This is a genomic window from Thermoanaerobaculia bacterium, from assembly GCA_035260525.1.
Taxonomy (GTDB): Bacteria; Acidobacteriota; Thermoanaerobaculia; order UBA5066; family DATFVB01; genus DATFVB01.
In genome coordinates, this window is the sequence record DATFVB010000248.1 from 1 (window position 1) to 21,343 (window position 21,343).

The 21,343-nt window shown below is 68.5% G+C and carries 19 protein-coding genes; 4 read left to right on the plus strand and 15 right to left on the minus strand.

The window, feature by feature from the left end; translation table 11 throughout:
• The 15 genes from VKH46_12260 to VKH46_12330 all read right to left on the minus strand — a co-directional run.
• Positions 1–184: hypothetical protein (locus VKH46_12260; GenBank protein ID HKB71610.1), on the minus strand; the 184-nt coding region annotated here is incomplete at its 3' end.
• 224 nt (positions 185–408) lie between these two features.
• Positions 409–3,252, minus strand: coding sequence for a pitrilysin family protein (locus VKH46_12265; protein HKB71611.1), 2,844 nt, complete (start codon positions 3,250–3,252; stop codon positions 409–411).
• 633 nt (positions 3,253–3,885) lie between these two features.
• Positions 3,886–4,194 carry a cytochrome C oxidase subunit IV family protein gene (locus VKH46_12270; GenBank protein ID HKB71612.1) on the minus strand — a complete coding sequence of 103 codons (309 nt, stop codon included), beginning with the start codon at positions 4,192–4,194 and terminating at the stop codon, positions 3,886–3,888.
• 145 nt (positions 4,195–4,339) lie between these two features.
• Positions 4,340–5,017, minus strand: coding sequence for a cytochrome c oxidase subunit 3 family protein (locus VKH46_12275; GenBank protein HKB71613.1), 678 nt, complete (start codon positions 5,015–5,017; stop codon positions 4,340–4,342).
• Positions 5,010–6,629, minus strand: coding sequence for a cytochrome c oxidase subunit I (gene ctaD / locus VKH46_12280; GenBank protein ID HKB71614.1), 1,620 nt, complete (start codon positions 6,627–6,629; stop codon positions 5,010–5,012). The genes VKH46_12275 and ctaD overlap by 8 nt, the downstream gene beginning before the upstream one ends.
• Positions 6,626–7,573 (minus strand): cytochrome c oxidase subunit II, encoded by a 948-nt coding sequence (coxB, locus tag VKH46_12285; GenBank protein HKB71615.1) that lies wholly within the window; start codon positions 7,571–7,573, stop codon positions 6,626–6,628. The genes ctaD and coxB overlap by 4 nt, the downstream gene beginning before the upstream one ends.
• The gene (locus tag VKH46_12290; GenBank protein ID HKB71616.1) at positions 7,570–8,367 is read right to left on the minus strand and encodes an SCO family protein; all 798 of its coding nucleotides are present in this window, start codon (positions 8,365–8,367) and stop codon (positions 7,570–7,572) included. Before VKH46_12290 ends, coxB begins: the two co-directional genes overlap by 4 nt.
• Entirely contained in the window at positions 8,364–8,780 is a 417-nt protein-coding gene (locus VKH46_12295; GenBank protein HKB71617.1) for a hypothetical protein, read from the minus strand. The genes VKH46_12290 and VKH46_12295 overlap by 4 nt, the downstream gene beginning before the upstream one ends.
• Positions 8,773–9,939, minus strand: coding sequence for a hypothetical protein (locus VKH46_12300; GenBank protein HKB71618.1), 1,167 nt, complete (start codon positions 9,937–9,939; stop codon positions 8,773–8,775). Before VKH46_12300 ends, VKH46_12295 begins: the two co-directional genes overlap by 8 nt.
• Positions 9,936–10,520: a cytochrome c gene (locus VKH46_12305; protein ID HKB71619.1), complete on the minus strand. Its 585-nt coding sequence runs from the start codon at positions 10,518–10,520 to the stop codon at positions 9,936–9,938. The genes VKH46_12300 and VKH46_12305 overlap by 4 nt, the downstream gene beginning before the upstream one ends.
• Entirely contained in the window at positions 10,517–11,050 is a 534-nt protein-coding gene (locus VKH46_12310) for a DUF3341 domain-containing protein (protein ID HKB71620.1), read from the minus strand. The genes VKH46_12305 and VKH46_12310 overlap by 4 nt, the downstream gene beginning before the upstream one ends.
• Positions 11,051–11,058: 8 nt before the next feature.
• Complete coding sequence (nrfD, locus tag VKH46_12315) at positions 11,059–12,432, minus strand: NrfD/PsrC family molybdoenzyme membrane anchor subunit (GenBank protein ID HKB71621.1); 1,374 nt, start codon at positions 12,430–12,432, stop codon at positions 11,059–11,061.
• A gap of 250 nt (positions 12,433–12,682) precedes the next feature.
• A complete protein-coding gene (locus tag VKH46_12320) occupies positions 12,683–15,700 on the minus strand; it encodes a TAT-variant-translocated molybdopterin oxidoreductase (GenBank protein ID HKB71622.1) in 3,018 nt (1,005 codons plus the stop codon).
• The gene (locus VKH46_12325) at positions 15,697–16,353 is read right to left on the minus strand and encodes a cytochrome c3 family protein (GenBank protein HKB71623.1); all 657 of its coding nucleotides are present in this window, start codon (positions 16,351–16,353) and stop codon (positions 15,697–15,699) included. Before VKH46_12325 ends, VKH46_12320 begins: the two co-directional genes overlap by 4 nt.
• 410 nt (positions 16,354–16,763) lie before the next feature.
• The gene (locus tag VKH46_12330) at positions 16,764–17,819 is read right to left on the minus strand and encodes a metal-dependent hydrolase (GenBank protein ID HKB71624.1); all 1,056 of its coding nucleotides are present in this window, start codon (positions 17,817–17,819) and stop codon (positions 16,764–16,766) included.
• A gap of 332 nt (positions 17,820–18,151) precedes the next feature.
• Here VKH46_12330 and truA point away from each other — a divergent pair, with 332 nt between their 5' ends.
• The 4 genes from truA to VKH46_12350 are packed head-to-tail and all read left to right on the plus strand — an operon-like array spanning position 18,152 to position 21,106.
• A complete protein-coding gene (gene truA, locus VKH46_12335) occupies positions 18,152–18,964 on the plus strand; it encodes a tRNA pseudouridine(38-40) synthase TruA (protein HKB71625.1) in 813 nt (270 codons plus the stop codon).
• Positions 18,961–19,533, plus strand: coding sequence for an RNA 2',3'-cyclic phosphodiesterase (gene thpR, locus VKH46_12340; GenBank protein ID HKB71626.1), 573 nt, complete (start codon positions 18,961–18,963; stop codon positions 19,531–19,533). Before truA ends, thpR begins: the two co-directional genes overlap by 4 nt.
• An 11-nt stretch (positions 19,534–19,544) precedes the next feature.
• Positions 19,545–20,327, plus strand: coding sequence for a deoxyribose-phosphate aldolase (gene deoC / locus VKH46_12345; GenBank protein HKB71627.1), 783 nt, complete (start codon positions 19,545–19,547; stop codon positions 20,325–20,327).
• Positions 20,324–21,106 (plus strand): class I SAM-dependent methyltransferase, encoded by a 783-nt coding sequence (locus tag VKH46_12350; GenBank protein ID HKB71628.1) that lies wholly within the window; start codon positions 20,324–20,326, stop codon positions 21,104–21,106. The genes deoC and VKH46_12350 overlap by 4 nt, the downstream gene beginning before the upstream one ends.
• Positions 21,107–21,343: the final 237 nt, after the last annotated feature.

Sequence of the window (21,343 nt, forward strand, 5' to 3'; positions counted from 1 at the left end):
CCTCGAGGAACGCCAGCCGGACCAGGGCCCGTTGCAGCGCGCCGTGCCACACGCTCTTCGATCGCTCGAGCACCGCTCTCGCGGCGTCGCTCGCCGCCCGCCAGTCTCCCCGCTCCATGTGCCCGTCGATCGCCGCAACAGCGGCGTCCTGCGCCTGCGCCTCGTGGAGAGCGGGTATGTCCACCGGCGGCCTCGTGTCGCCGAGAGCGACACCGCTGCCGAGTGCCAGTCCCAGGAGCAGACCAAAGCGCGCCGCAGGAAATCTCATGCCCGGGCGCTCGAAGAGTCGGGCGGCCCGTCGACGGCGGCCTCCGGGCGACGCGGGGAGCGTTCCCTGGGAGAGCCGGCCCCGCCGGTTCCCGTCATCCCGAAGCGCACTCCTTCGACCGCCGTCGGTTCGCCGTCTTCCTATTTCGAAGGAGGAGGCGGAGAGCCTCCTCCGGGCTTCTTCTCGTACTTCGAGGCGTTGGCAAAGTCGCCGGCGCGAACGTACGTCATCTTCGAAGGATCGAGGTGGCGCTTCCAGGCCGCGAGGATCTCCGCCGGCGTCATCGCGGCGAGCTTTGCGTCGACCTTCGCGTCGTACTCCATCGTTCGGGGAATGAAGAGGTAACCCGACAGCCGCCGAGCGAGCTCCGGGTCCTGGGCGCGGCTGACCTGCCGCGCCTGGAGCAGCCCCGAACGCGCCTGCCTGACCTCGTCCTCGGTGAAGCCGTCCTGCATGACGCGCTTCATCTCCTCCTCGACGGCCGTGCGCAGCTTCGCCGCGTTCTGCGGTGCGTAGATCGCGTACTCGAGGAAGGACCCGGACTCCTCGAACGGCGACGCGGAGAACTGCGAGCCGACCCCGTAGGACAGACCTTCCTTCTGGCGGATCCGCGTGGCGAGGCGCGAGTTCAGGAACCCGCCGCCGAAGATGTAGTTGCCGAGCAACAGCGCCGGAAAGTCCGGGTCCGTGTCACGGACGTGGAGGTTCTCGCCGGCCAGGAACCACGCGTTCGCCTTGTCGGGAGTCTCGAAGGACCTGTCGGCCGGAGCGATGTCCTGGAACGGATGAGGCACGCGCTCGAACGACTCCGCGCTCGTCCAGCTCCCCAGCCCCTCTTCGAGCACCGGCATGACCGCCGCCGGATCGAAGTCGCCCACGATTGCGATCTGGGCGTGCGAAGCGCCGTAGAACCGCTCCCAGAACTTCTTCGCGTCCTCGAGCTTGACCGCCTGCACGTCCGCTTTCTCCTCCTGCGGCGTCTCGACGTACCGGACGTCCCCCTTCGGGAAGTCGTTCAGGTGCCGCTCGAAGTTGTTGACGGCGATCGCGCGCGGGTCGCTCAGCTGCTGCTCGATGTCGGCGAGAGACTCCTCGCGGAGGAGCTCGAACTCCTTTTCCGGGAAGGCGGGCTCGCGCAGGACCTCGACGACGAGCTTCAGAACGTCCGGCAGGTTCGCTCTCACCGTCTCGATCCCGATGTTCGCCTGGGTGGGCCCTCCCCCGACGGACACGCGGGCTTTCAGCTTGTCGAAGGCGTCCTGGATCTCCTGCCGCGTGTGGTGCTTCGAGCCGCGAAGCAGCATGTCGCCGGCGAAGCTCCCCGCCGTGTCGAGGCCCTTGAGCGATTCGACCGTTCCGAACCGCAGCGTCCCGGAGAGATAGACCGTCTCGCCGCGCGTCTTCTTGGGGAGCAACGCAACCTCGGCTCCGTTGCCGAGCTTCTGGCGGGTCGTGCGCTTGTCGATGTTTTCGGGAGAGGGATCGAACGCTTCACCGGCAGCGATCGCCTGGTCGCCCTTGTAGCCGGCGAGCTCCGCCTCGACGTTCGGCGTTGCGGGGATCTCGGCCCGATCCGGCTTCGGCGTGGGATAGAAGGCGCCCACCGTCCGGTTCGAGGGTTTCAGGTACTCGGCCGCGACGCGCTGGACGTCTTCGAGCGTCGCCTTGCGGATCTGGTCGCGGTGCAGGAAGAAGAGACGCCAGTCGCCCATGCCGATCCACTCGGAGAGCTCGATTCCGACGCGCGCGGAGTTGTTCAACGTCAGGTCGATGTCCTTCAGGAGCTGGGTGCGCGCGCGATCGAGCTCATCCTTCGTGCAGGGCGCGGAGGCGAAACCGTCGAGTGTGGCGAGCATCGTCTTCCTCGCCACGTCGAGCGGCTTGTCCGGCGGGATCTCCGCGTAGAACAGGACGAAGCCGGGATCGTGGAGCGGCTGGAGATAGCCGCCGATCGAGGACGCCTGGTGCGTTTCGACGAGCGATTTGTGAAGACGTCCCGCGGGCGTGTCGGCGAGGATCTGAACGAGGAGGTCGATTGGGGCGGCGTCGGGATGCGAGCCCGCCGGCACGTGGTAGGCGACCGCGAGCTCCTGCACGTCGCCGACCCTGCGGAGGTCCACGTCGCGCTCGCCGTCCTGCGTCGGCTCCTGGGTATAGAACGTCGGAAGCGCTCGCGCGGGCTTCGGGATCTTCCCGAAGTACTCGCGGATCCAGGCGAGCGTCTTCCCCGGGTCGAACTTTCCGGCGACGAGGAGCGTGGCGTTGTCCGGCTGGTACCAGAGCCGGTAAAACGCCTGGAGGTGCGCGATCGGCACGTTTTCGATGTCCGAGCGCGCTCCGATCGTCGAGTGGCCGTAGTTATGCCAGAGATACGCCGTCGACAGGACCCGCTCCTCGAGGATCCGGGCCGGGTCGTTCTCGCCCGACTCGAACTCGTTCCGGACGACCGTCATCTCGCTCGCGAGGTCCTTCTTCGCGATGAAGGAATGGACCATGCGATCCGCCTCGAGCTCGAGCGCCCATTTCAGGTTCGCGTCGGAGGCGTCGAAGGTCTCGAAGTAGTTCGTGCGGTCGAACCACGTGCTCGCGTTGTTGCGGGCGCCGTGGGCGGTCATCTCGGCGTAGATGTTCTTGTGCTCCGGCGTGCCCTTGAACATGAGGTGCTCGAGGAGATGCGCCATGCCCGTTTCGCCGTACTCCTCGTTGCGGGAGCCGACCCTGTAGGTGAGGTTGACCGTCGCCGTCGGCTTCGTCGGGTCGGGGAAGAGGAGGACCTGGAGGCCGTTGGCGAGCCGGTACTCGGTGATCCCCTCCACGGAGGTGACCGGGACGAGCTTCGCGCCGGAACCTGCGGGTTTCGCCGGTCTCCGTGTCGCGATCCCGGGCTTCTTCGGCGCCGCGCCTTGGCCGGACGGAGCCGGCGCGGCGAGAGCGACCGCCGTGATCAGCATGGCGGCGAGGAGGAACGGGGACTTCGATTTCATGAGATGCACCTCATCAGCGTTTTTACGAACCCCGATCGTACGGGTTTTGCTCCTCGCGAGCCAGAGTCGAGATCGCTTCGCCCCTCCTTCGCGGAGGCTTCGGGGCGAGAAGTCCTCCCGAGATGACGGGGCTTTGCGTTCGTTGCCGGTCCAGCAACGATCGGGGGGCTCTCCATATCAGTCGATTCGACGGCGAGGCGCGAGCCGGACGGGATGCGGGTCGGCGGCCGGACGCTAAGGCGTACCGAGAGCGTACGTCGTGCGGCCGGCCGGCGGCACGCGCCCGCCTCCGCCTTCGCTGAAGCTTCGGCGCGATCCTATTGGCATCGACCGGCCGATACGGTCCGCGCGAGCTCACAGCCGATCGCGCCGTAGCTCGGTAGAGCGGAGGCGGACGGCTCGATGCATCCGCCTCCGCCAAGGCTTCGGCGCGACAAGTCGCCGCGCTGGCGACGGCGCTCGGAACGATGGGCGATCTCATTTTGAGACAACCCGAAGGCGCGGCGAGGCGCGAGCCGGACGGGATGCGGGTCGGCGGCCGGACGCTAAGGCGTACCGAGAGCGTACGTCGTGCGGCCGGCCGGCGGCACGCGCCCGCCCGGCTCGATGCATCCGCCGCGCCGGCGAGCGGGCTCACATCCCCGGCAGGATGTGAGCCCGCGTCAGGAAGTCGTCGAGCGTCCCCCCCATCAGCAACGCAAGCCACACGATCCCCGCCAGGGCGACGACCCAGGTCAGCCGGCTGCTCCATCGGGCTTCCATGAAGAAGAGCACGACCAGGATCGCCTTCGTGAAGGCGATCGCGAGCGCCACGACGATGTTGAACGGACCGAGGTCGACCTGCGCGGCGGCATACGTGAGAACGAGGAGCACCATGAGCGCCGCCGCGACCGCGAAATAGACCTTCCGCGGGACGATGTGGACGCCGGAGTGGGCGTTCACGGTCGCCGATTCATCGTGATTCATCGGCTGCCCCCGTGGCCGGGTCGAATGTCACGGGTCGGGAGGTCGAAGGTCTCGCCGACCAAAAGACCTTCGGGAGCCGCACCGGACTTTCGACATTCGGCTTTCGACATTCGGCGTTCTCTCATTTCCGCGCTCCGATCAGGTAGAGGAGCGGATAGAGGAAGATCCACACGATGTCGACGAAGTGCCAGTAGAGGCCTCCGACGACGACGGGCGAGTGGTATTCCGGCCCGTACCTCCCCTGCCGCGCGGTGATCAGGAGAAACGTCATGAGCCCGAGGCCGATCACCATGTGCAGGGCGTGCATCCCGGTCATGGCGAAATAGAACGAGAAGAAGATCTGGGAATGCACGGGGTCCGGGCCGCCGAAGGAAAAGCGCGGCCCCGGGACGTGGTGCTCCCGGAACTCCGCCGTCCATTCGATCGCCTTGAAACCCAGGAACATCAGGCCGAAGAGCATCGTGACCGAAAGGTAGGCGACGAGCGACTTCTTCCGCCCCGTCTGCGACGCGTGGACGGCGAGCGCCATCGTGAGGCTCGAGAGGATGAGCACGGCCGTGTTGACGCTCCCGATCGTCAGGTTCATGGCATGGCTGCCGGCCCGGAACGCATTCGGATAGAGGCTGCGATACACGGTGTAGCCGGCGAACATGCCGCCGAAGAAGAGGATCTCGGTGACGAGGAACGTCCACATCCCGAGGACGCCGGCCTCCCGCTGCTGGCCCGGGTCGTCGAACTGATGGGCGCGCGCGTACGCGCGGGGCGAAGAGGACCCGCCGGCCATCGAATGCTCAGACATGCGGCGCTCCGGAGGAGGCGTAGGCGTACGCTTCCTCGGTGACGATCGGGGTCTCCAGGAAGTTCTCCGTCGGCGGCGGCGAGCTCGTCTCCCACTCGAGGCCCTTGGCGCCCCACGGATTCGCGCTCGCCTTCGGGCCGTAGCGCATCGACCAGGTGAGGTAGACGAGCGGAAGGAGATACCCGATGCCGAGGATCGAGGCGCCCGCCGTCGAGATCACGTTCAAGACCTGGAACTCCGGCGGGTAGGCGTGGTATCGGCGGGGCATCCCGAGATAGCCGAGGATGAACTGCGGGAAGAACGTCAGGTTGAAGCCGACGAAGACGACGACCGCGGCGACTCTCCCCCACCATTCCGGGTACATGCGGCCCGAGATCTTCGGCCACCAGAAGTGGATGCCGCCGAGATATCCCATCACCGCGCCGCCGACCATGATGTAGTGAAAGTGCGCGATGATGAAGTAGGTGTCGTGCACGTGGACGTCGACGCCGAGCGTTGCGAGAAACAGCCCCGTCAGTCCGCCGATCGTGAAGAGGCCGATGAAGCCGAAGGCGTAGAGCATCGGCGTCTGGTACGAAATGGACCCTTTGTACAGGGTCGCCGTCCAGTTGAAGACCTTGATCGCCGACGGGATCGCAACGAGGAACGACAGCGCCGAGAAGATCACGCCGGCCGCGACCGACTGCCCCGACACGAACATGTGGTGCCCCCACACCAGGAAGCCGAGCACGGCGATCGCGACGCTCGAGAACGCGATGAAGTTGTAGCCGAATATCCGCTTGCGCGAGAAGCAGGGAATGATCTCCGAGACGACCCCCATCGACGGCAGGACCATGATGTAGACGGCGGGATGGGAGTAGAACCAGAAAAGGTCCTGGAAGAGGAGCGGATCGCCGCCGATGTGCGGGTCGAAGATCCCGATCCGGAAGATCCGTTCGAGGCCGACGAGGACGAGCGAGATCGCGAGCACCGGGGTCCCCAGGATGAAGATCATGCTCGTCGCATAGTGCGCCCAGACGAAGAGCGGCAACCGGAACCAGGAGAGCCCCGGCGCACGCATCTTGTGGATCGTGACGATGAAGTTCAAGCCCGTCAGGATCGACGAGAACCCCGTGACGAAGACGCCCACGACCGTCAGGACCACGTGCGAGTTCGAGTACGTCGAGCTGTACGGCGTGTAGAACGTCCAGCCCGTGTCCACACCTCCCGTGATCGCGGCCGTCAGCGTGAAGACGCCTCCGACGACGTAGACGTACCAGGAGAGGAGATTCAAACGCGGGAACGCGAGATCGCGCGCCCCGATCATCAGCGGGATGAGGAAATTGCCGAGCACGGCGGGAATCGACGGGATGAGGAAGAAGAACACCATGATGACGCCGTGCATCGTGAAGAGCTTGTTGTAGGTCTGGGACGTGACCAGATCGCCGGCCGGCGTGAGGAGCTCCAGGCGGATCAGGAGCGCGAAGACCCCTCCCAGCATGAAGAACAACGTGATCGAGGCGAGGTACAGGAGCGCGATTCGCTTGTGGTCGCGCGTCAGCAGCCACGACTTGATGCCGTAGCCGTCGTTCAGGTAGTCGGGGCGCGCGGAAGGCGCGACGGCGACGCTCATCGGCTGTTTCCCTTCCCGCCCGAAAGCGACTTCACGTAGGCGATCAGCTCGAGGACCTGCGATTCCGAGAGCTGCCCCTGGTACGTCGGCATGGTCGGCGGGTAGCCGGCCACCATCCGCGTCCGCGGCAACAGGATCGACTCGCGCAGGTACGCCTCGTCCGCGACCGCCGCGCCGCCGTCGGCGAGCGGGACCGTCGATCCGAAGCTCCCGGCCAGCAGCGGCGCCTTCCGCGGATCCGAGTGGCACGTCGCGCAGTTCAACTTCGCGAAGATCTTCCCGCCGTTTTCGGCCATCGACGGCGAGCGCGGCACTTCGGCGAGCCATTTCTCGAAGTCGGACGGCTCCATGACGACGACGCGCCCCACCATCGCGGAGTGGTTCGTCCCGCAGTACTGCGCGCAGAAGAGGTGGAAGTCCCCCGTCTTCGTCGCCTGGAACCACTCCGTCGTGTAGCGCCCCGGCAGCACGTCGCGCTTGATCCGGAACGCGGGGATCGAGAAGTCGTGGATCACGTCCTCGGAGGTCATCAGGAGCTTCACGGGCACCCCGAGCGGCACGTGCAGCTCGTCGATCTCGCTCTTCCCCTCCGGATGCTGCACCTTCCACATCCACTGCTTGCCGACGACGTAGATCGGCATCGCATTGGCCGGCGGGCGCGCGCCCGCGTAGAAGATGCGGACCCCGGCGATGAAGAGGCCGATCACGATCGCGAGCGGGATCGCCGTCCAGACGATCTCGAGCGTGAGCGACCCGTGGATCTCCGGCGGGCGCTCGTCGTCCGACCGCCGCCGGAACTTGATCGCGAAGATCGCGATGCAGAGGAAGATGACCGTCGAGAAGAAGGCCGTGATCCCCAGCAGGAAGAAATACACAGTGTCGACCGACCCCGCGAGCGTGGAGGCGCGGGCCGGGAAGAGCGGGAACTCGATTCCGGGGATCATGCCTTCTTTCTCCGGCGCTCGCGGCGGAGCATGACCACCATGAAGACGCCGAGCGAGCCGACCGTCGCGAGGCCGCCGAGACGGACGACGCGCATCACGACGAGGCCGTATTTGCCCGTCGTGGGGTCGTAGTGGGAGCAGTACAGGAGAATGCGGTCCACCGGCGTCCCGATCCGCCGGTTCGACGCCTCCATGACGCCGAGCTTGAGGTCGCGTGCCGAGTACTCGATCCCGTAGAAGTATTTCGAAAGGCGGCCGTCCGGGGTCGCGAGCATGATGCCGGCCGCGTGCGAAAAGCTCTTCGTCTCGGGGTCCCGGACGTAGCGGAACCCCGCGGCTCGCGTGATCGCCGCGATCGATTCGGCCGGCCCGGTCAGAAAGTGCACGCCCGCCTCCGCCCCCGGGCGTCCGTACTGCCGCACGAAATCGGCTTTCTTCGCGGAGGCGATCTTCGGCAGGTCGGACGGGTCGATGCTGACCGTCACGAGCTCGAACTCGCGGCCGGCCGAAAACGAAAGGGCCCGCATCGCCTTCAGAGTCCCCGACTCGACGTAGGAGCAGAGCATCGGGCACTCGTAATACACGAACGCCAGGACCACCGGGCGGCGATGGAAGTAGTCGCCGAGCGCGACCGTCCGGCCCGATTCGTCGCGAAGCGTGGCGTCGAGCGGCAGCGGAGCGCCGAGCTTCTGCTCGATCGAGACGTCCGCGAGCGGCGAGGGGGCGTTCTGCGCCTGCGCGGAGGCCGCCGCCGCGGCGAGCATCGCGACGAGCGCGGCGAGGGCCCGCTTCATGGCGCTTTCTCCTCCGCCGGCGCGTCCGCGCCGGCGGCGACCGGAAGACCCGTTTCGAGCAGGAGCTTTTTCGCCTGCTCGATCGGGATGCGGGCCACTCCGCTCGCCTCGTCGACCCACCCGGCCGAGTTCAGGATCGCGTCCTCGTGGGCGCGAAACGCCCGCATGTCGGCCGGCGGCGACGTCTGGAGACGCGGCGCGGGCGGAAGGCGGTCCTCCGCGAGCGGCGAGCGCAGGGCTTCCCCTTTCGGGGGGCGATGGTCCGCGATCGCGAGCCCGACATGCGTCGCGATCGCGACGGCGATGACCACGCCGGCGAGCGCGATGCCGAACCATGTGACGGCGCCCGCGTCGATGTCCGTCTCCTGATGCGCGCGGCGCGCCGTCGAAATCTCTCCGGGCCGTTCAGCCATGCCGAACCTCCATCGCGGCCTCCATGCGGGGATCGTGGATCGCGAGCAACGGCCGCCGCTCGAGCTGCCAGAGGAAGACGGCCGTCCACACGCCGCCGATCCCGACCGGAGCCGCGAAGTCGAGGACGGAAAGCGAGATGCCCGCCGGATGGAAGATCGGTTCGATGAGCCAGATCAGGTCGAGCACCCGCATCGCGAGCACCCATCCCGCGACCCGCGAGAGGAAACGGATGTCCTCCTTGACGCGGCGGGAGAGGAGCAGCAGGAACGGCGCGCCGAAATACGACAGCAGGATGAAGAGCGACATGAACTTCCACGAGGAGTGGAGACGCGGCAGGTACCAGGAGATCTCCTCCGGGAGGTTCCCCGACCAGACGATGATGAGCTGCGAGAAGGTCATGTATCCCCACAGCATCAGGAACATGAACTGGAGGTTCCCGAGGTCGCGGAACACGAATCGCGACGTCACGCGCGAGAACGGCTCGCTGTTGGCGAGGAAGCGCACGGCCAGAATCACGAGCGCCATCGCGGAGAGCCCGTGCCCGACCATGAACGCCATCCCGAATATCGAGGAATACCAGTGGGGCGCAAGCGACATCAGCCAGTCGACCGACGCGAAGAAGGTCGTCGCGGCGTAGAGGATGAGGCCGGGCGCCGAGAGCCTCTGGAGCCGGATCCCGAGGGCCGGGTCGTCGGTTTCGTCCTGCTCGGCCGACCACCGGTTCAGGAGCGCGGAGAGCGCGATCCAGACGGCGAACAGGATCGCGGCGCGGATCACGAAGAACGGGAGATTCAGATACGGCGCCTTCGCGACGAGCACCGGGTCCGCGCGAACCGCCTCGCGATTCGCCCACGGGAAGAGCTCGCGCGCGCCGAAGACGATCGGAAGGAAGAGCACGGCGAGAAGCGGGAACGTGCGCGTGGCGGCCTCGAGGATGCGGCGGATGAGGAAGCCCCACCGGCCCCCGACCATGTGGTACAGCATCAGGATCGCGAGGCATCCCAGCGCGACGCCGAGCCAGAGCAGATAACCGATCAGATACGACCGGAAGAACTGGACCGGGTTGAAGATCGCGCCGATCCCGCAGACGGCGATTCCGGCGATCCCGATCCCGAGCGGGATCCCCGACGGCGAGCGGCGGAGATCGATCGCGCTCAACGTTTCTCCCCGGCCGCCTTCGCGGCGGCGTTCGCGGCGTCGAGGTCCGCCGCGCCCGCGTGCTGCGAGAGCTGCAGGGCGCGGATGTACGCCGCGATCGCCCACCGATCCTCGGGCGTCACGCGGCTGCGGTAGTCGTACATCACCCCGAAACCGTTGGTCATCACGTCGAAGAAATGCCCGGCCGGCGCCTGTCGCAGCCGGTCGCTGTGGAACGACGGGGGGGCCTTGAAGCCGCGCTGCACGATCATCCCGTCGCCGTAGCCGGTGCGGCCGTGACAGGGAGAGCAGAAGACGTCGAAGCGCTCCTGCCCCCGGTCGAGGACCTCCTTCGTCACCGGGAAAGGGAACGCGTCCGCGACCACGCCGTGGATGCGTCCCGTGTAGAGGAGCTCGTTCTCGTGGAGCTGTCCGCGCGCGACGGTGTCTTCCGGAAGCGGGCGCGAGGCGCGGCCGTCGGCGAAGAACGTGCTCGCCTGCAGGGGCCGGACCTTCGGCTGGTTGAACATGTCCTGGCGGCAGGCGAGCCCGGCGGCGGCGATCACCGCCGCGAGCGCGACGGCCGGTGCGCGCCCGCTCACCACGGCACCTCCCAGACTCCGCTCGGGCCGAGCGCCTCGAGAAATGCCCGGGTCTCGCCGCGGTCGAAATTCGGGTCCTTCGACTTGACGCAGAGGAAGAGCGCTTCCCGGGAGGCGAGCTCGAACCGGTCGACGTTGAAGAGCGGGTGATAGGGGGTCGGGAGACCGTTGAGCGCCAGGAGCCCGAAGACGGCGAAGAGCGACGCCCCGAGGACCGTCAGCTCGAACGTGATGGGGATGAACGCGGGCCAGGAGTTCAACGGCCGGCCGCCGATGTTCAGCGGGTAGTGCACCGCCGAGGCGTAGAGCTGCATCCCGAAACCGCCCAGCGCGCCGAGCGCGCCGCCGGCGAACACGACCCACGGCAGGCGGGTGTGATGGAAGCCGATCGCGTCGGCCAGCCCCTCGACCGGCAGCGGCGTGTAGGCGTCGACGGCGCGGTATCCGGCCGCACCGGTCGCGCGGGCGGCCTCGAGCAGCCGGTCGCGGTCGCCGAACTCGGCCAGCAGCCCGTAGATCGGAGGGCGCAACGACCGATTCATTCGCGCCCCTCCGTCTCGTCGACGAGCGAGCGCATCTCGGCGATCGAGATCACCGGCAGGAACCGGATGAAGAGGAAGAGGAGCGACAGGAACAGGCCGATCGAGCCGAGGAACGTCGCCCAGTCCCACCGCGTCCCGTGGTACGAACGCCAGATCGACGGCAGGAAGTCGCGGGTGAGCGAGACGACGACGATCACGTAGCGCTCGAGCCACATGCCGACGTTGATCACGAGCGAGATGCCCCACAGGATCCACGGGCGCGTGCGGATCTTCCGGAACCAGAGGAGCTGGACGGTCAGGATGTTGCAGAGGATGAGCGACCAGTACGCGGGCCAGTAGGGTCCGAACGCGCGGTTCTTCGCGAGGAACTGCTCGGCGGGATTCGCGCTGTACCAGGCCATGAACAGCTCCGCCGCGTACCCGTAAGCGACGATGAGCCCGGTCGCGATCAGCACCTTCGCCATGTTCTCGAGGTGCCGCATCGTGATGAAGTCCTCGAGGCCGTAGAACGCGCGGAGCGGGACCGAGAGCGTCAGAACCATCGCGAAGCCCGAATAGATCGCGCCCGCCACGAAGTACGGCGGGAAGATCGTCGTGTGCCATCCGGGGAGCAGGGCGACGGCGAAGTCGAACGACACGACCGTGTGGACGGACACGACGAGCGGTGTCGCGAGCCCCGCGAGCAGCAGGTACGCCGTCTCGTAGCGGTGCCAGTGGGTCGCCGACCCGCGCCATCCCATCGCCAGGATGCCGTAGATGATCTTCGCCGGACGCCTTCTCGCCCGATCTCTCAACGTCGCGAGATCGGGGAGGAGCCCCACGAACCAGAAGAGGAGCGAGACCGTGGCGTACGTCGAGACCGCGAAGACGTCCCACACGAGCGGGCTGCGGAACTGCGGCCAGAGACGCATCGTGTCGGGATACGGGAAGAGCCAGTAGAAGACCCAGGGCCGCCCCAGATGGAGGAGCGGAAAGAGGCCGGCGCAGGCGACCGCGAAGAGCGTCATCGCCTCGGCGAAGCGGTTGATCGACGTGCGCCACTCCTGGCGGAGCAGGAGCAGGATCGCCGAGATCAGCGTCCCGGCGTGCCCGATCCCGACCCACCAGACGAAGTTGACGATCGCGAAGCCCCACGCGACCGGAACGTTGATCCCCCAGATCCCGACGCCCTTGATGAACAGGTAGCCGACCGCGTACATGAGGGTCATCAGCAGGAGGAACGAGACCCCGAACCCGACCCACCACCCCTTCGGCGTCTTGCGCGCGAGCGCGATCGAGCTGATCTTCTCGGTGACGCTCCGGTAGGTGTGGCCCGGCTCGAGGACGGGTCCGCCGGAGAGGCTCGCGGTGTGCTCGGGGATCTCGGTCACGCTCGTGCCACTGGCATGAGAAATCCGAAATTCAAATATCGAAATCCGAAACAAATTCGAATGACCGAATGCCCGAAACTCGAAGCGAGAATCGGGGCCCGGCTCGCGGACCTTCCCCGTTTCAGATTTCGAATCTCGAATTTCGAATTTGTTTCGGATTTCGAAATTCGCGCTTCGAATTTCCCGCTTGTTTCAAATTTCGAGTTTCGTGCTTCGAAATTCCGGGGCGGCGGCAGCGTCCCATGATTTCTCATTCGCTGCCCAGCTCCGGATTCGGGTTCCATACCTTCGCGAGATAGGTCGTGCGGGGCCGCGTGTTCAGGTCCGTGAGCAGCCCGTACTCGAGCGGCTCGGCCTTCATCGCCGCGACGCGGCTCGTCCGGTCGTGGATGTTTCCGAAGACGATCGCGCCCGCCGGGCACGCCTGCTGGCACGCGGTCTTCACGTCGCCGTCGCGGATCGGCGCGTTCTTCTTCTCGGCCTCGATCCGCGCGGTGGAGATCCGCTGCACGCAATAGCTGCACTTCTCCATCACGCCGCGGCTCCGCACCGTGACGTCGGGGTTCTTCTGCAGCCGCAGGCTCGGCGTCTTCGTGTCGGAGTACTGGAGGAAATTGAAGCGCCGCACCTTGTAGGGGCAGTTGTTCGAGCAGTACCGCGTCCCGACGCACCGGTTGTAGATCATCTCGTTCAACCCTTCGGGGCTGTGGACGGTCGCGCCGACCGGACAGACGATCTCGCACGGCGCCTTCTCGCAGTGCATGCACAGCACCGGCTCGAAGTAGGTCTTCGGGTTCTCGAGCCCTCCCTGGTAGTAGCGGTCGATCCTCAGCCAGTGCATCTCGTGGCCGCGCAGCACCTGCTCCTTGCCGACGACCGGGCTGTTGTTCTCCGACTGGCAGGCGACGACGCACGCCGCGCACCCGATGCAGGTGTTGAGGTCGATCGCCATTCCCCAGGCCGGTTCGCTGCCGGGAAGCTCCGTCGGGAACGCCGGATAGAGAGAGTCGTTCCTCTCGGGGTTCTCGCCGAGCTTCTTTGCGAACTCCGGGTCGCCGCGGAACCGGCCGAGCGTCGCCGCGCGGACGAGGTTGCGGCCGTCCATCGTGTTGTGGAGCTGCGTCGACGCGAGTCGGTACGACGCGCCCGTCTTCGTCACCGCCGCCCCCGAAACGGACCAGAGGGCGCCCGACGTTCGGAGCGAGAACGCGTCGAAGCCGGTCTCCCGGCCGACCGATCCGGTCCGGCGGCGGCCGTATCCGAGCGGAAGCGTCACCGTGTCGTCCGGCTGCCCGGGGAGGACGAGCACCGGCGCCTTGACCGAACGGCCCCCGGCGGAAACCGACACGACGTCCTCCGACGCGATCCCGAGCCGCGACGCCGTCGCGGGCGACACGAGCGCGGCGTTGTCCCACGTCAGCCGCGTGAGCGGCTTCGGCAGCTCCTGGAGCCACCCGTTGTTGGCCCACTCGCCGTCCCAGATCGTGGCATCGGGGCGGAAGATCACCTCGAGTCCGCCGCTCTCCGCCGCGGCCGGGGGCGCCGCGACGGAGCCGGACGCCGGCGGGGTCAGCGGCGCGAGCGCCGTGCCGGCGACGAAGCCGTCGTGGATCGACTTCCGCCAGAACGCGTCGAAGTCTCCGCCGGCGTGGCGGCCGCTCCAGTACTCCTTGACGATGTCGTGGCTCGTGCGATCCGGATCGCCCGCGAGGGCCGCGACGAGCTCGTGCTCCGATTTCCCCTGGTAGAGCGGCGCGATGAGCGGCTGCGCGATGGTGACCGTGCCGTCGAAGGCGCGGGCGTCGCTCCAGGTCTCGAGAGCGTGCGTCATCGGAACGTTCCAGCGGCACCACTCCGAGGTCTCGTCCTCCCAGAAGCCGAGCCGCACGGCGGTCCGGACCTTCATCAGCGCCTGGCGGAAGTTCCAGTCGGCGGGGGCCGTGAACACGGGATTTCCCCCGAAGACGACGAGCAGCTCGACGTGCCCGGCGTTCATCTCCCCGACCAGATCCTTCAGCGAGTCGAGCTGGACCACCGGGTCGACCTCGACCGGCTCCGTGTACTCGACCGTCGTCCCGGCGCCGCCGAGAGCGCGGTTGATCGCGTGCGCCAGAGCGTGCACCTCGGCGGGCTGGCCGTCTCCGGCGACGACGAGCGACGCCCCCCGGTGCGCGGCGAGGTCCTTCGCGGCCGCAGCGGCGAACTTCCGTGCGCCGGCCGGAAGGCCGGACGCGGCGTCGGCCGGCAGGGCCGCGGCGCCCGCTCCGCCGGCGCCGACCGCGGCGGCGACGGCCGCCGCGAGGGCGGGCACGACGCTCGGCCGGATGCCGAGGCGGTGATCGGCGGCGGCTCCCGCGAGCGTCGGCGTGCACTCGGCCGCGTAGAGCCGGGAGAGCTCCATCCGGTCGCGGCGGATCCGGCGTCCCGACGCGAAATCCGCGGCATAGCGCACGCTGCCCGGATCGCCGCAGAGGAAGTCGGAATCGAGCGACAGGACGACGCGCGCCCGGTCGAACCGGAATCGGTACGCGACGTCGCGTCCGAAGGCGGCCCGCGCCGCGGCGCGCGAGGCGTCGGACGGGATCCCGTCCCAGCGATGCCACCGCGCGGAGGGGAAATCCGCGAGCAGCGCCTGGATCTGCGCGCCGAGCGTCGGCGAAGTCACGGTCCCCGTCAGCAGCCGGAAGCCCGCGCCTCCCGAGGCGCGCTGCGCCGCGAGAACCGGGCCGAGCGCGGCCACGAAGGCCTCCCAGCTCGCGATCGTCCCGGCATGCGTCACGACCTGCGCGCGGTCGGGGTCGTAGAGGTTCAGGACCGACGCCTGCATGAAGGCGTCGGTGCCGCCGGCGGGAAACGACGGATGCTGCGGGTTCCCTTCGATCTTCGTGGGCCGGCCCATGTGGCTCTCGACCAGCACCGGCATCGCGTGGCCGCGCCACGGAAGGGCGGTCGCGAAGAACAGCGGCCGGCCGGGGACGATCTCTTCCGGCTGCTCGATGTAGGGGACGATCTTCTCCTCGGGCTGGCGAGTGCACGCGGAGAGGCCGGCGAGCGCGAGCGACGCGCTCATCAGCTGAAGGAATCGGCGCCGGGACACGGCGTCGGCGCCCCACTGCTCGGCGTTCTCCGGGAATTCGTGGGCGAGGAAGTCCCGGAACTCCTCCGTCGCGGCGATCTCCTCGAGCCCGCGCCAGTACTCGGGGCCGCGCGCGGACGAGAGCCGCGCCCGCACGGCGTCGAGATCGATCGGCGGACGCTGCCCGATCATCGGTGGCACGTCACGCAGTCGGTCATCTGCGCGGTGTTCAGGAGCCGGTATTCCTTCGCGAGCTTCTTCCCGAGCGCCGCCTGATCGGCCGGCGGGGCATATTCCATGTTGAAGACCTGGTCGCGCGGCCGCAGGTACGGCGTCGGGTCGCGGTGGCAGCCCAGGCACCATCGCATGTAGAGGGAGTTGACCTGCCAGGTGATCGGCATCTCGTCCACGCGGCCGTGGCACGACGCGCAGCCGATCCCCTTGTTCACGTGGATGCTGTGGTTGAAATAGACGAACTGCGGCAGGTCGTGGACGCGCGTCCATTCGATCGGCCGTCCGGTCCGGTAGCTCGCGCGGACCGGCTCGAGCATCGCGGCGTTGGTCCAGATCTGCGAGTGGCACGTCATGCAGGTCTTGACCGGCGGGATGCCGGCGAAGGCGCTCGTCTCGACGGAGGTGTGGCAGTAGCGGCAGTCCAGACCGAGCCCGCGCACGTGGTGCTCGTGCGAGAACGGCACGGGCTGCTCCTTGGGCGTGCCGACCTGCGTCGTCCAGGGCGACATGTAGATCTCCCAGGCCGCTCCGGCGAGCCCGGCCACGATGAAGAGAGAACCGAAAATCGAGAGCTTCGCGAGAAAGTTGGTGCTGCGATGAAAAATCTGCATCGTCAGCTCATCGACGCGCGCGGAGAGTGAACGTGCAGAGGAGGCGACCCTCTCGCGAAAGGGACGGGGATACCGAAATGGTTGTCGGACTCACGCTGCGCGCCACAAACCCTCTCGAAAATTTTCCCGACACCGAGAGGACGAGAACCCCGGGTTTCCTCGGGCCAAGAATATCCCGTCTGTCCCCGCATGCAAGTTCTGCGCACGAGTCGATCCGTTCGATCCGTTTACCGGCGGGGTTTGCCGGTGTCCGCCGAAACGCCGGAATTCACCGTGCATTCATCTGCGGGAGCGGCGAGGTGCGGTCCGGATCGGCCGTGCGTGGACTCTGGTGACGATCTGCCCGCGGGCCGCGGGGCGCGCGGCCGCCCCGGAAGCAGAAACGAGCCGGCACACGCCGGCGCGGCTCGTCACTTCCTGCGCGTCTCGTCCTGGGTGACGAACAGCCGCACGAATCCGGAGGCCCGCTCCCTTCCGTCCGGCGACATGAGCACCTCGTACTGGAACGCGGGACGGCCCCACGGCCCGCGAAAACGCAGGTCGGTGAACGTCACGCGGGCGCCGCCGTCGGCCAGCGGCTCCACTTTCGCGATCGGGAAGCGGGCGAAACGATGCCAGTCCGAGACGTCGGGGAACCGCCGCGCCGCGACGACCGGCGGATCGGCCTCCTCGGTCGCGAATCGTTCGACCGGCGCCGAGCCGGAGGGCCGGTACGCCATCCGGAGCTCCTCGAGGATGCCCCCCGCCCGCGAGGAGGGAGGCGACGGGGCGGAACGCGGCGCGGGCCCGTCGCCGAGGCGGACGTACGCGACGTCGATGCGGTCTCCGTGATCGGCGAAGAGCGCCCATCGCCGCGGAGACAGCGGTTGGGGAAGGGCCGCGACCGACGCCGCGGGAAAGAGCCGCCGCGCCTCGGAGAGCGCCCTCCGGTGCATCGCCCCGCAGAAGGCGACGTAACCGAAGAGGAGGATCGTCCCCGCGGCGCCGACCGCGCGCCCGCGGCCCCGCAGGAAAAGGGAAAGGAGAAGCGCTGCCACGGGGATCCCGGTGAAGTACGGATCGAGGATGAATACCCAGTCGAGCGAATACCGCTTCCAGGAGAGCGGCGCGAAGAACATCGTGCCGTACGAAGTGATCCAGTCGAACAGGATGTGGCTCACGATGCCGGCGAGAGCCGCCGCGAAGAGCGCCGAAAACGCGGGGCGCCGGGCGAGCCGCCACGCGATGAGGGCGATCCCGGCGGCGAACAGCGGCGCCAACACGAACGAGTGGGTGACGCCCCGGTGGTACCGGAGATAGCTCATCGTGTCGCCGAGCCGGAACCACGAGCCGGGGAGGAAGAACGCGTCGATGTCCGGGAACATCGCGGCCGCCGCCGCGGTCGCGACGACCGCTCCGGCGGCTTGCCGCGCGCCGCCGGCGCGGCCGATCAGCGCGCCGGCGAGGCCGTGCGTCAGGGTGTCCATTTTTCGGTTGCGCGGCTCGCGCTCGAAGCGCTCGACCCGTCGCGGGATCGGGCTCGGGGAAACGGGACGCGTGACGGGGTCGAGGCTCGTCGAACGCCGCGCGGCCGTACGTGAGAATTCCGCTCGAAGCGCTTCCTCATGGCCCGGGAAACCGCCGACCGCTTCCGCGCTTCCGCTCGGCTGGCCCGGCTCAACCGTCGCACCGGTCGGCTCGCGACCACCCCAAGACCCGAGGATCGGACATTCCTGCGCATCATCCCGCGGATCGCGGTGCAATTCACGCGCCGTTCGTTTTTCCGGGACGGCCGCGATAAGGTCTCGTCCGGAGGTCCATGCCGAACTACAAGCTGACGATCGAGTACGACGGCACGCGCTACCGCGGCTGGCAGACGCAAAAGAACACGGACCGGACGGTCGCCGCGGTGCTCGAGCGCGCCGCGGCGTCGCTTTTCGGCGAGCCGGTAAGGCTGATCGGCGCCGGGCGCACGGACGCGGGCGTCCACGCGCTCGGACAGGTCGCGAATTTCCGGGCCGCGAAGCGTCTCGCGGGACTCGAGATCCAGTACGGGATCAACGACGGGCTCCCGCCCGACGTGAACGTCCTGTCGGTCGAGGAGGTCGACGACGCCTTCCACGCGCGCCACGACGCGGTGTCGCGCGAGTACGAGTACCGGGTCTCGCGGGTGCGCACCGCCTTCGAAAAGCCCTTCGTCTGGTGGGTCCGGGATGCGCTCGACGCCGCCGCGATGGGCGAGGCCGCCTCGCAGTTCGTCGGCGACCACGACTTCTCCTCGTTCTGCGAGAATCCCGCGGGCCAGACGTCGACGCGCGTGCGCGTCGAGCGCTGCGAGGCGGTCGAGGGCGGTTCGAAGGTCCTGCTGCGCGTCGCGGCGTCCCATTTCCTCTGGAAGATGATCCGCCGCATGACGGGGACGCTCGTCGAAGTCGGACGGGGACACCTCGCGCCCGACGCCGTCGCCGCGTTCCTCGCCCGTCCCTCGCGCGAGCCCGCGCGGTGGACCGCCCCGCCGTCCGGTCTCTTTCTCGCGCGCGTCGTCTATCCGGCGGCAGGAATGCCGCCGAAGCCCCGTCCGGCCGCGCCCGCACGCCGCGGACCCGCTCCGCCGCGGCGGCGCGCGCCGTGAACGCGCCCGTCACCCGCCTCTTCGTCGCGGTCGACCCTTCCGATCCGGTGTGCGAGACGCTCGCCGGAGCGTGCCGCGGCCTCGACGGCGCCCGCTGGACGCGGCCGGACCAGTACCACGTCACCCTGCGGTTCCTCGGGCCGGTCGACGACGCCCTCGTACCGCGGATCGCGGGCGCGCTGCGGGCTATCGACGTCCCCGCGTTCGACGTCGAAGCCAAAGGCTTCGGCGTCTTTCCCTCGTTCCGCGCGCCGAGGGTCCTCTGGTCCGGGCTCCTTCCGCCCGAGCCCCTCGAGGCGCTGCACGCCGCGATCGAGACGCGCGTCGCCGCGGCCGGCGTCGCCGCAGCGGACGAGAAGCGGTTCTCGCCCCACCTGACCCTCGCCCGGCTCGATCGGACCCCGGGAAGCGCGGTGCGGGACTGGATCGGCCGCCGGGAACCGTTCTCCGCCGGGCCCTGGCGGGTGGACGCGTTCATCCTCTACGCGAGCACTCTCACGCCGTCGGGAGCGATTCACCGGAAGCTCGAGATCTATCCTTTGGCGGCGAGGGCACCTTCCGGGGAGTAAGCTTCGGCCGGATGTCCGAAACGACGGCCGCCGCCGAGTCGATTCGCGAGCAGGCGCTCACCGCGATCTCTCTTCTCGACCTCACGTCGTTGGACGACGCCGACACGCAGCAACACATCGCGGCGCTCTGCCGGCGCGCGGCCGCTCCCGCCCCGGACGCGCCTCCGGTCGCGGCCGTGTGCGTCTTTCCGCGGTTCGCCTCGCGCGCCCGGCGCGAGCTCGCCGGCTCGCGTGTTCGCGTCGCGTGCGTCGCGGGAGACTTTCCATACGGACGCGCGCCGCTTCCGGCGAAGGTCGCGGAGGCGAGGCGCGCGCTCGAAGACGGCGCCGACGAAATCGATGCGCCGATCGACCGCGAGGCCTTCCGGGCCGGCGAAGAAGAGCGGGTCGCCGCCGACATCTCCGCCCTCCGTGACGCGTGCGGCGCGGCGACGCTCAAGGTGATCCTCGAGACCGGAGAGCTCGGCTCCGACGAGCGGATCCGGCGCGCGGCGGCGATCGCAATCGCCTCGGGGGCCGATTTCCTGAAGACCTCGACCGGTAAGTTCCCGGTCGGAGCGACGCCGGGCGCCGCGCTCCTTCTCCTCGAAGCCGCGCGGGACGCGGAGCGGACGACCGGTCGGAGGATCGGCGTGAAGGTTTCCGGGGGCATCCGCCGGACGGACGACGCGCTCGCGTATCTCGCGCTGGCGCGGCGCGTGCTCGGGCCTTCCGGGGGGACCCCGTCGCGTTTCCGGATCGGCGCCTCGGCCCTGCTCGACGACCTCGCCGCGGCCGCCGGGGCCGCCCGATGACGGGGGGCGCCGGGACCGATCCACGGAAGCGGTTTTCGGATCGCGTCGACGCGTACGTGCGGTCGCGCCCGGGATATCCCGAAGATCTCATCGCGATCCTCGAACGGGAAGCGGGTCTCCGCCCGTCGCACACCGTCGCCGACGTCGGGTCGGGCACCGGCCTCCTGACCCGGGTGTTCCTCGACTATGGAAGCGAGGTGTACGCCGTCGAGCCGAACGAGAAGATGCGCGCCGCCGCGGAAGCGGCGTTCGAGGCGATACCGCTCTTCCGGAGCGTCGACGGCACCGCGGAAGCGACGACGCTTCCCGCCGAGAGCATCGACCGGGTCACCGCCGGGCAGGCGTTCCACTGGTTCGACCGCGAGGCCGCGCGCGCCGAGTTCGCGCGCATCCTCCGCCCGCCGCGCACGGTCGCGCTCGTCTGGAACGACCGGAGGACGCGCGGGAGCGCCTTCAGCGAAGGGTACGAGGCGCTGCTGCGCCGGCACGGGACCGACTACGGCGCCGTCGACCACAAGAACCTCGGCTCCGAGGTCTTCGAGTCGTTTTTCCGGCCGGGCCCGTGGAAGCGCTTCACGCTCCCGAACCGGCAGCGCTTCGACGAAGCCGGCCTGCGCGCCCGGCTGCTCTCCTCCTCCTACACGCCGGGCCCCGGCGACCCGCGCCACGCGCCGATGCTCGACGACCTCGCGCGGCTGTTCCGGGAGACGTCGTCGGCCGGCGCCGTCACGATGGAGTACGAGACGATGGTGTACGTCGGACACGTCGGCGGCGACTGAGTCGAAGAGTCGACGCCGGGGTTGAAGCGGGCGCGTACCGCGCCGCTTAACCCGGCGGCCGTAAGGCGAGCGGAAGTCGAAGGTCAAGGGTCAGGCAAACCGTCACGAACCGGTCCGTCGTTGAGTGGGAGTCGGCGCCGGGCGCGCACCCCGAACGAATCTGAGTGGGAAGTTCGTTCCTCGGTTCGGAGGCGTCGCGAGACGCGAGGGAGACGGGATGCGGGCGTCCGACCCGCG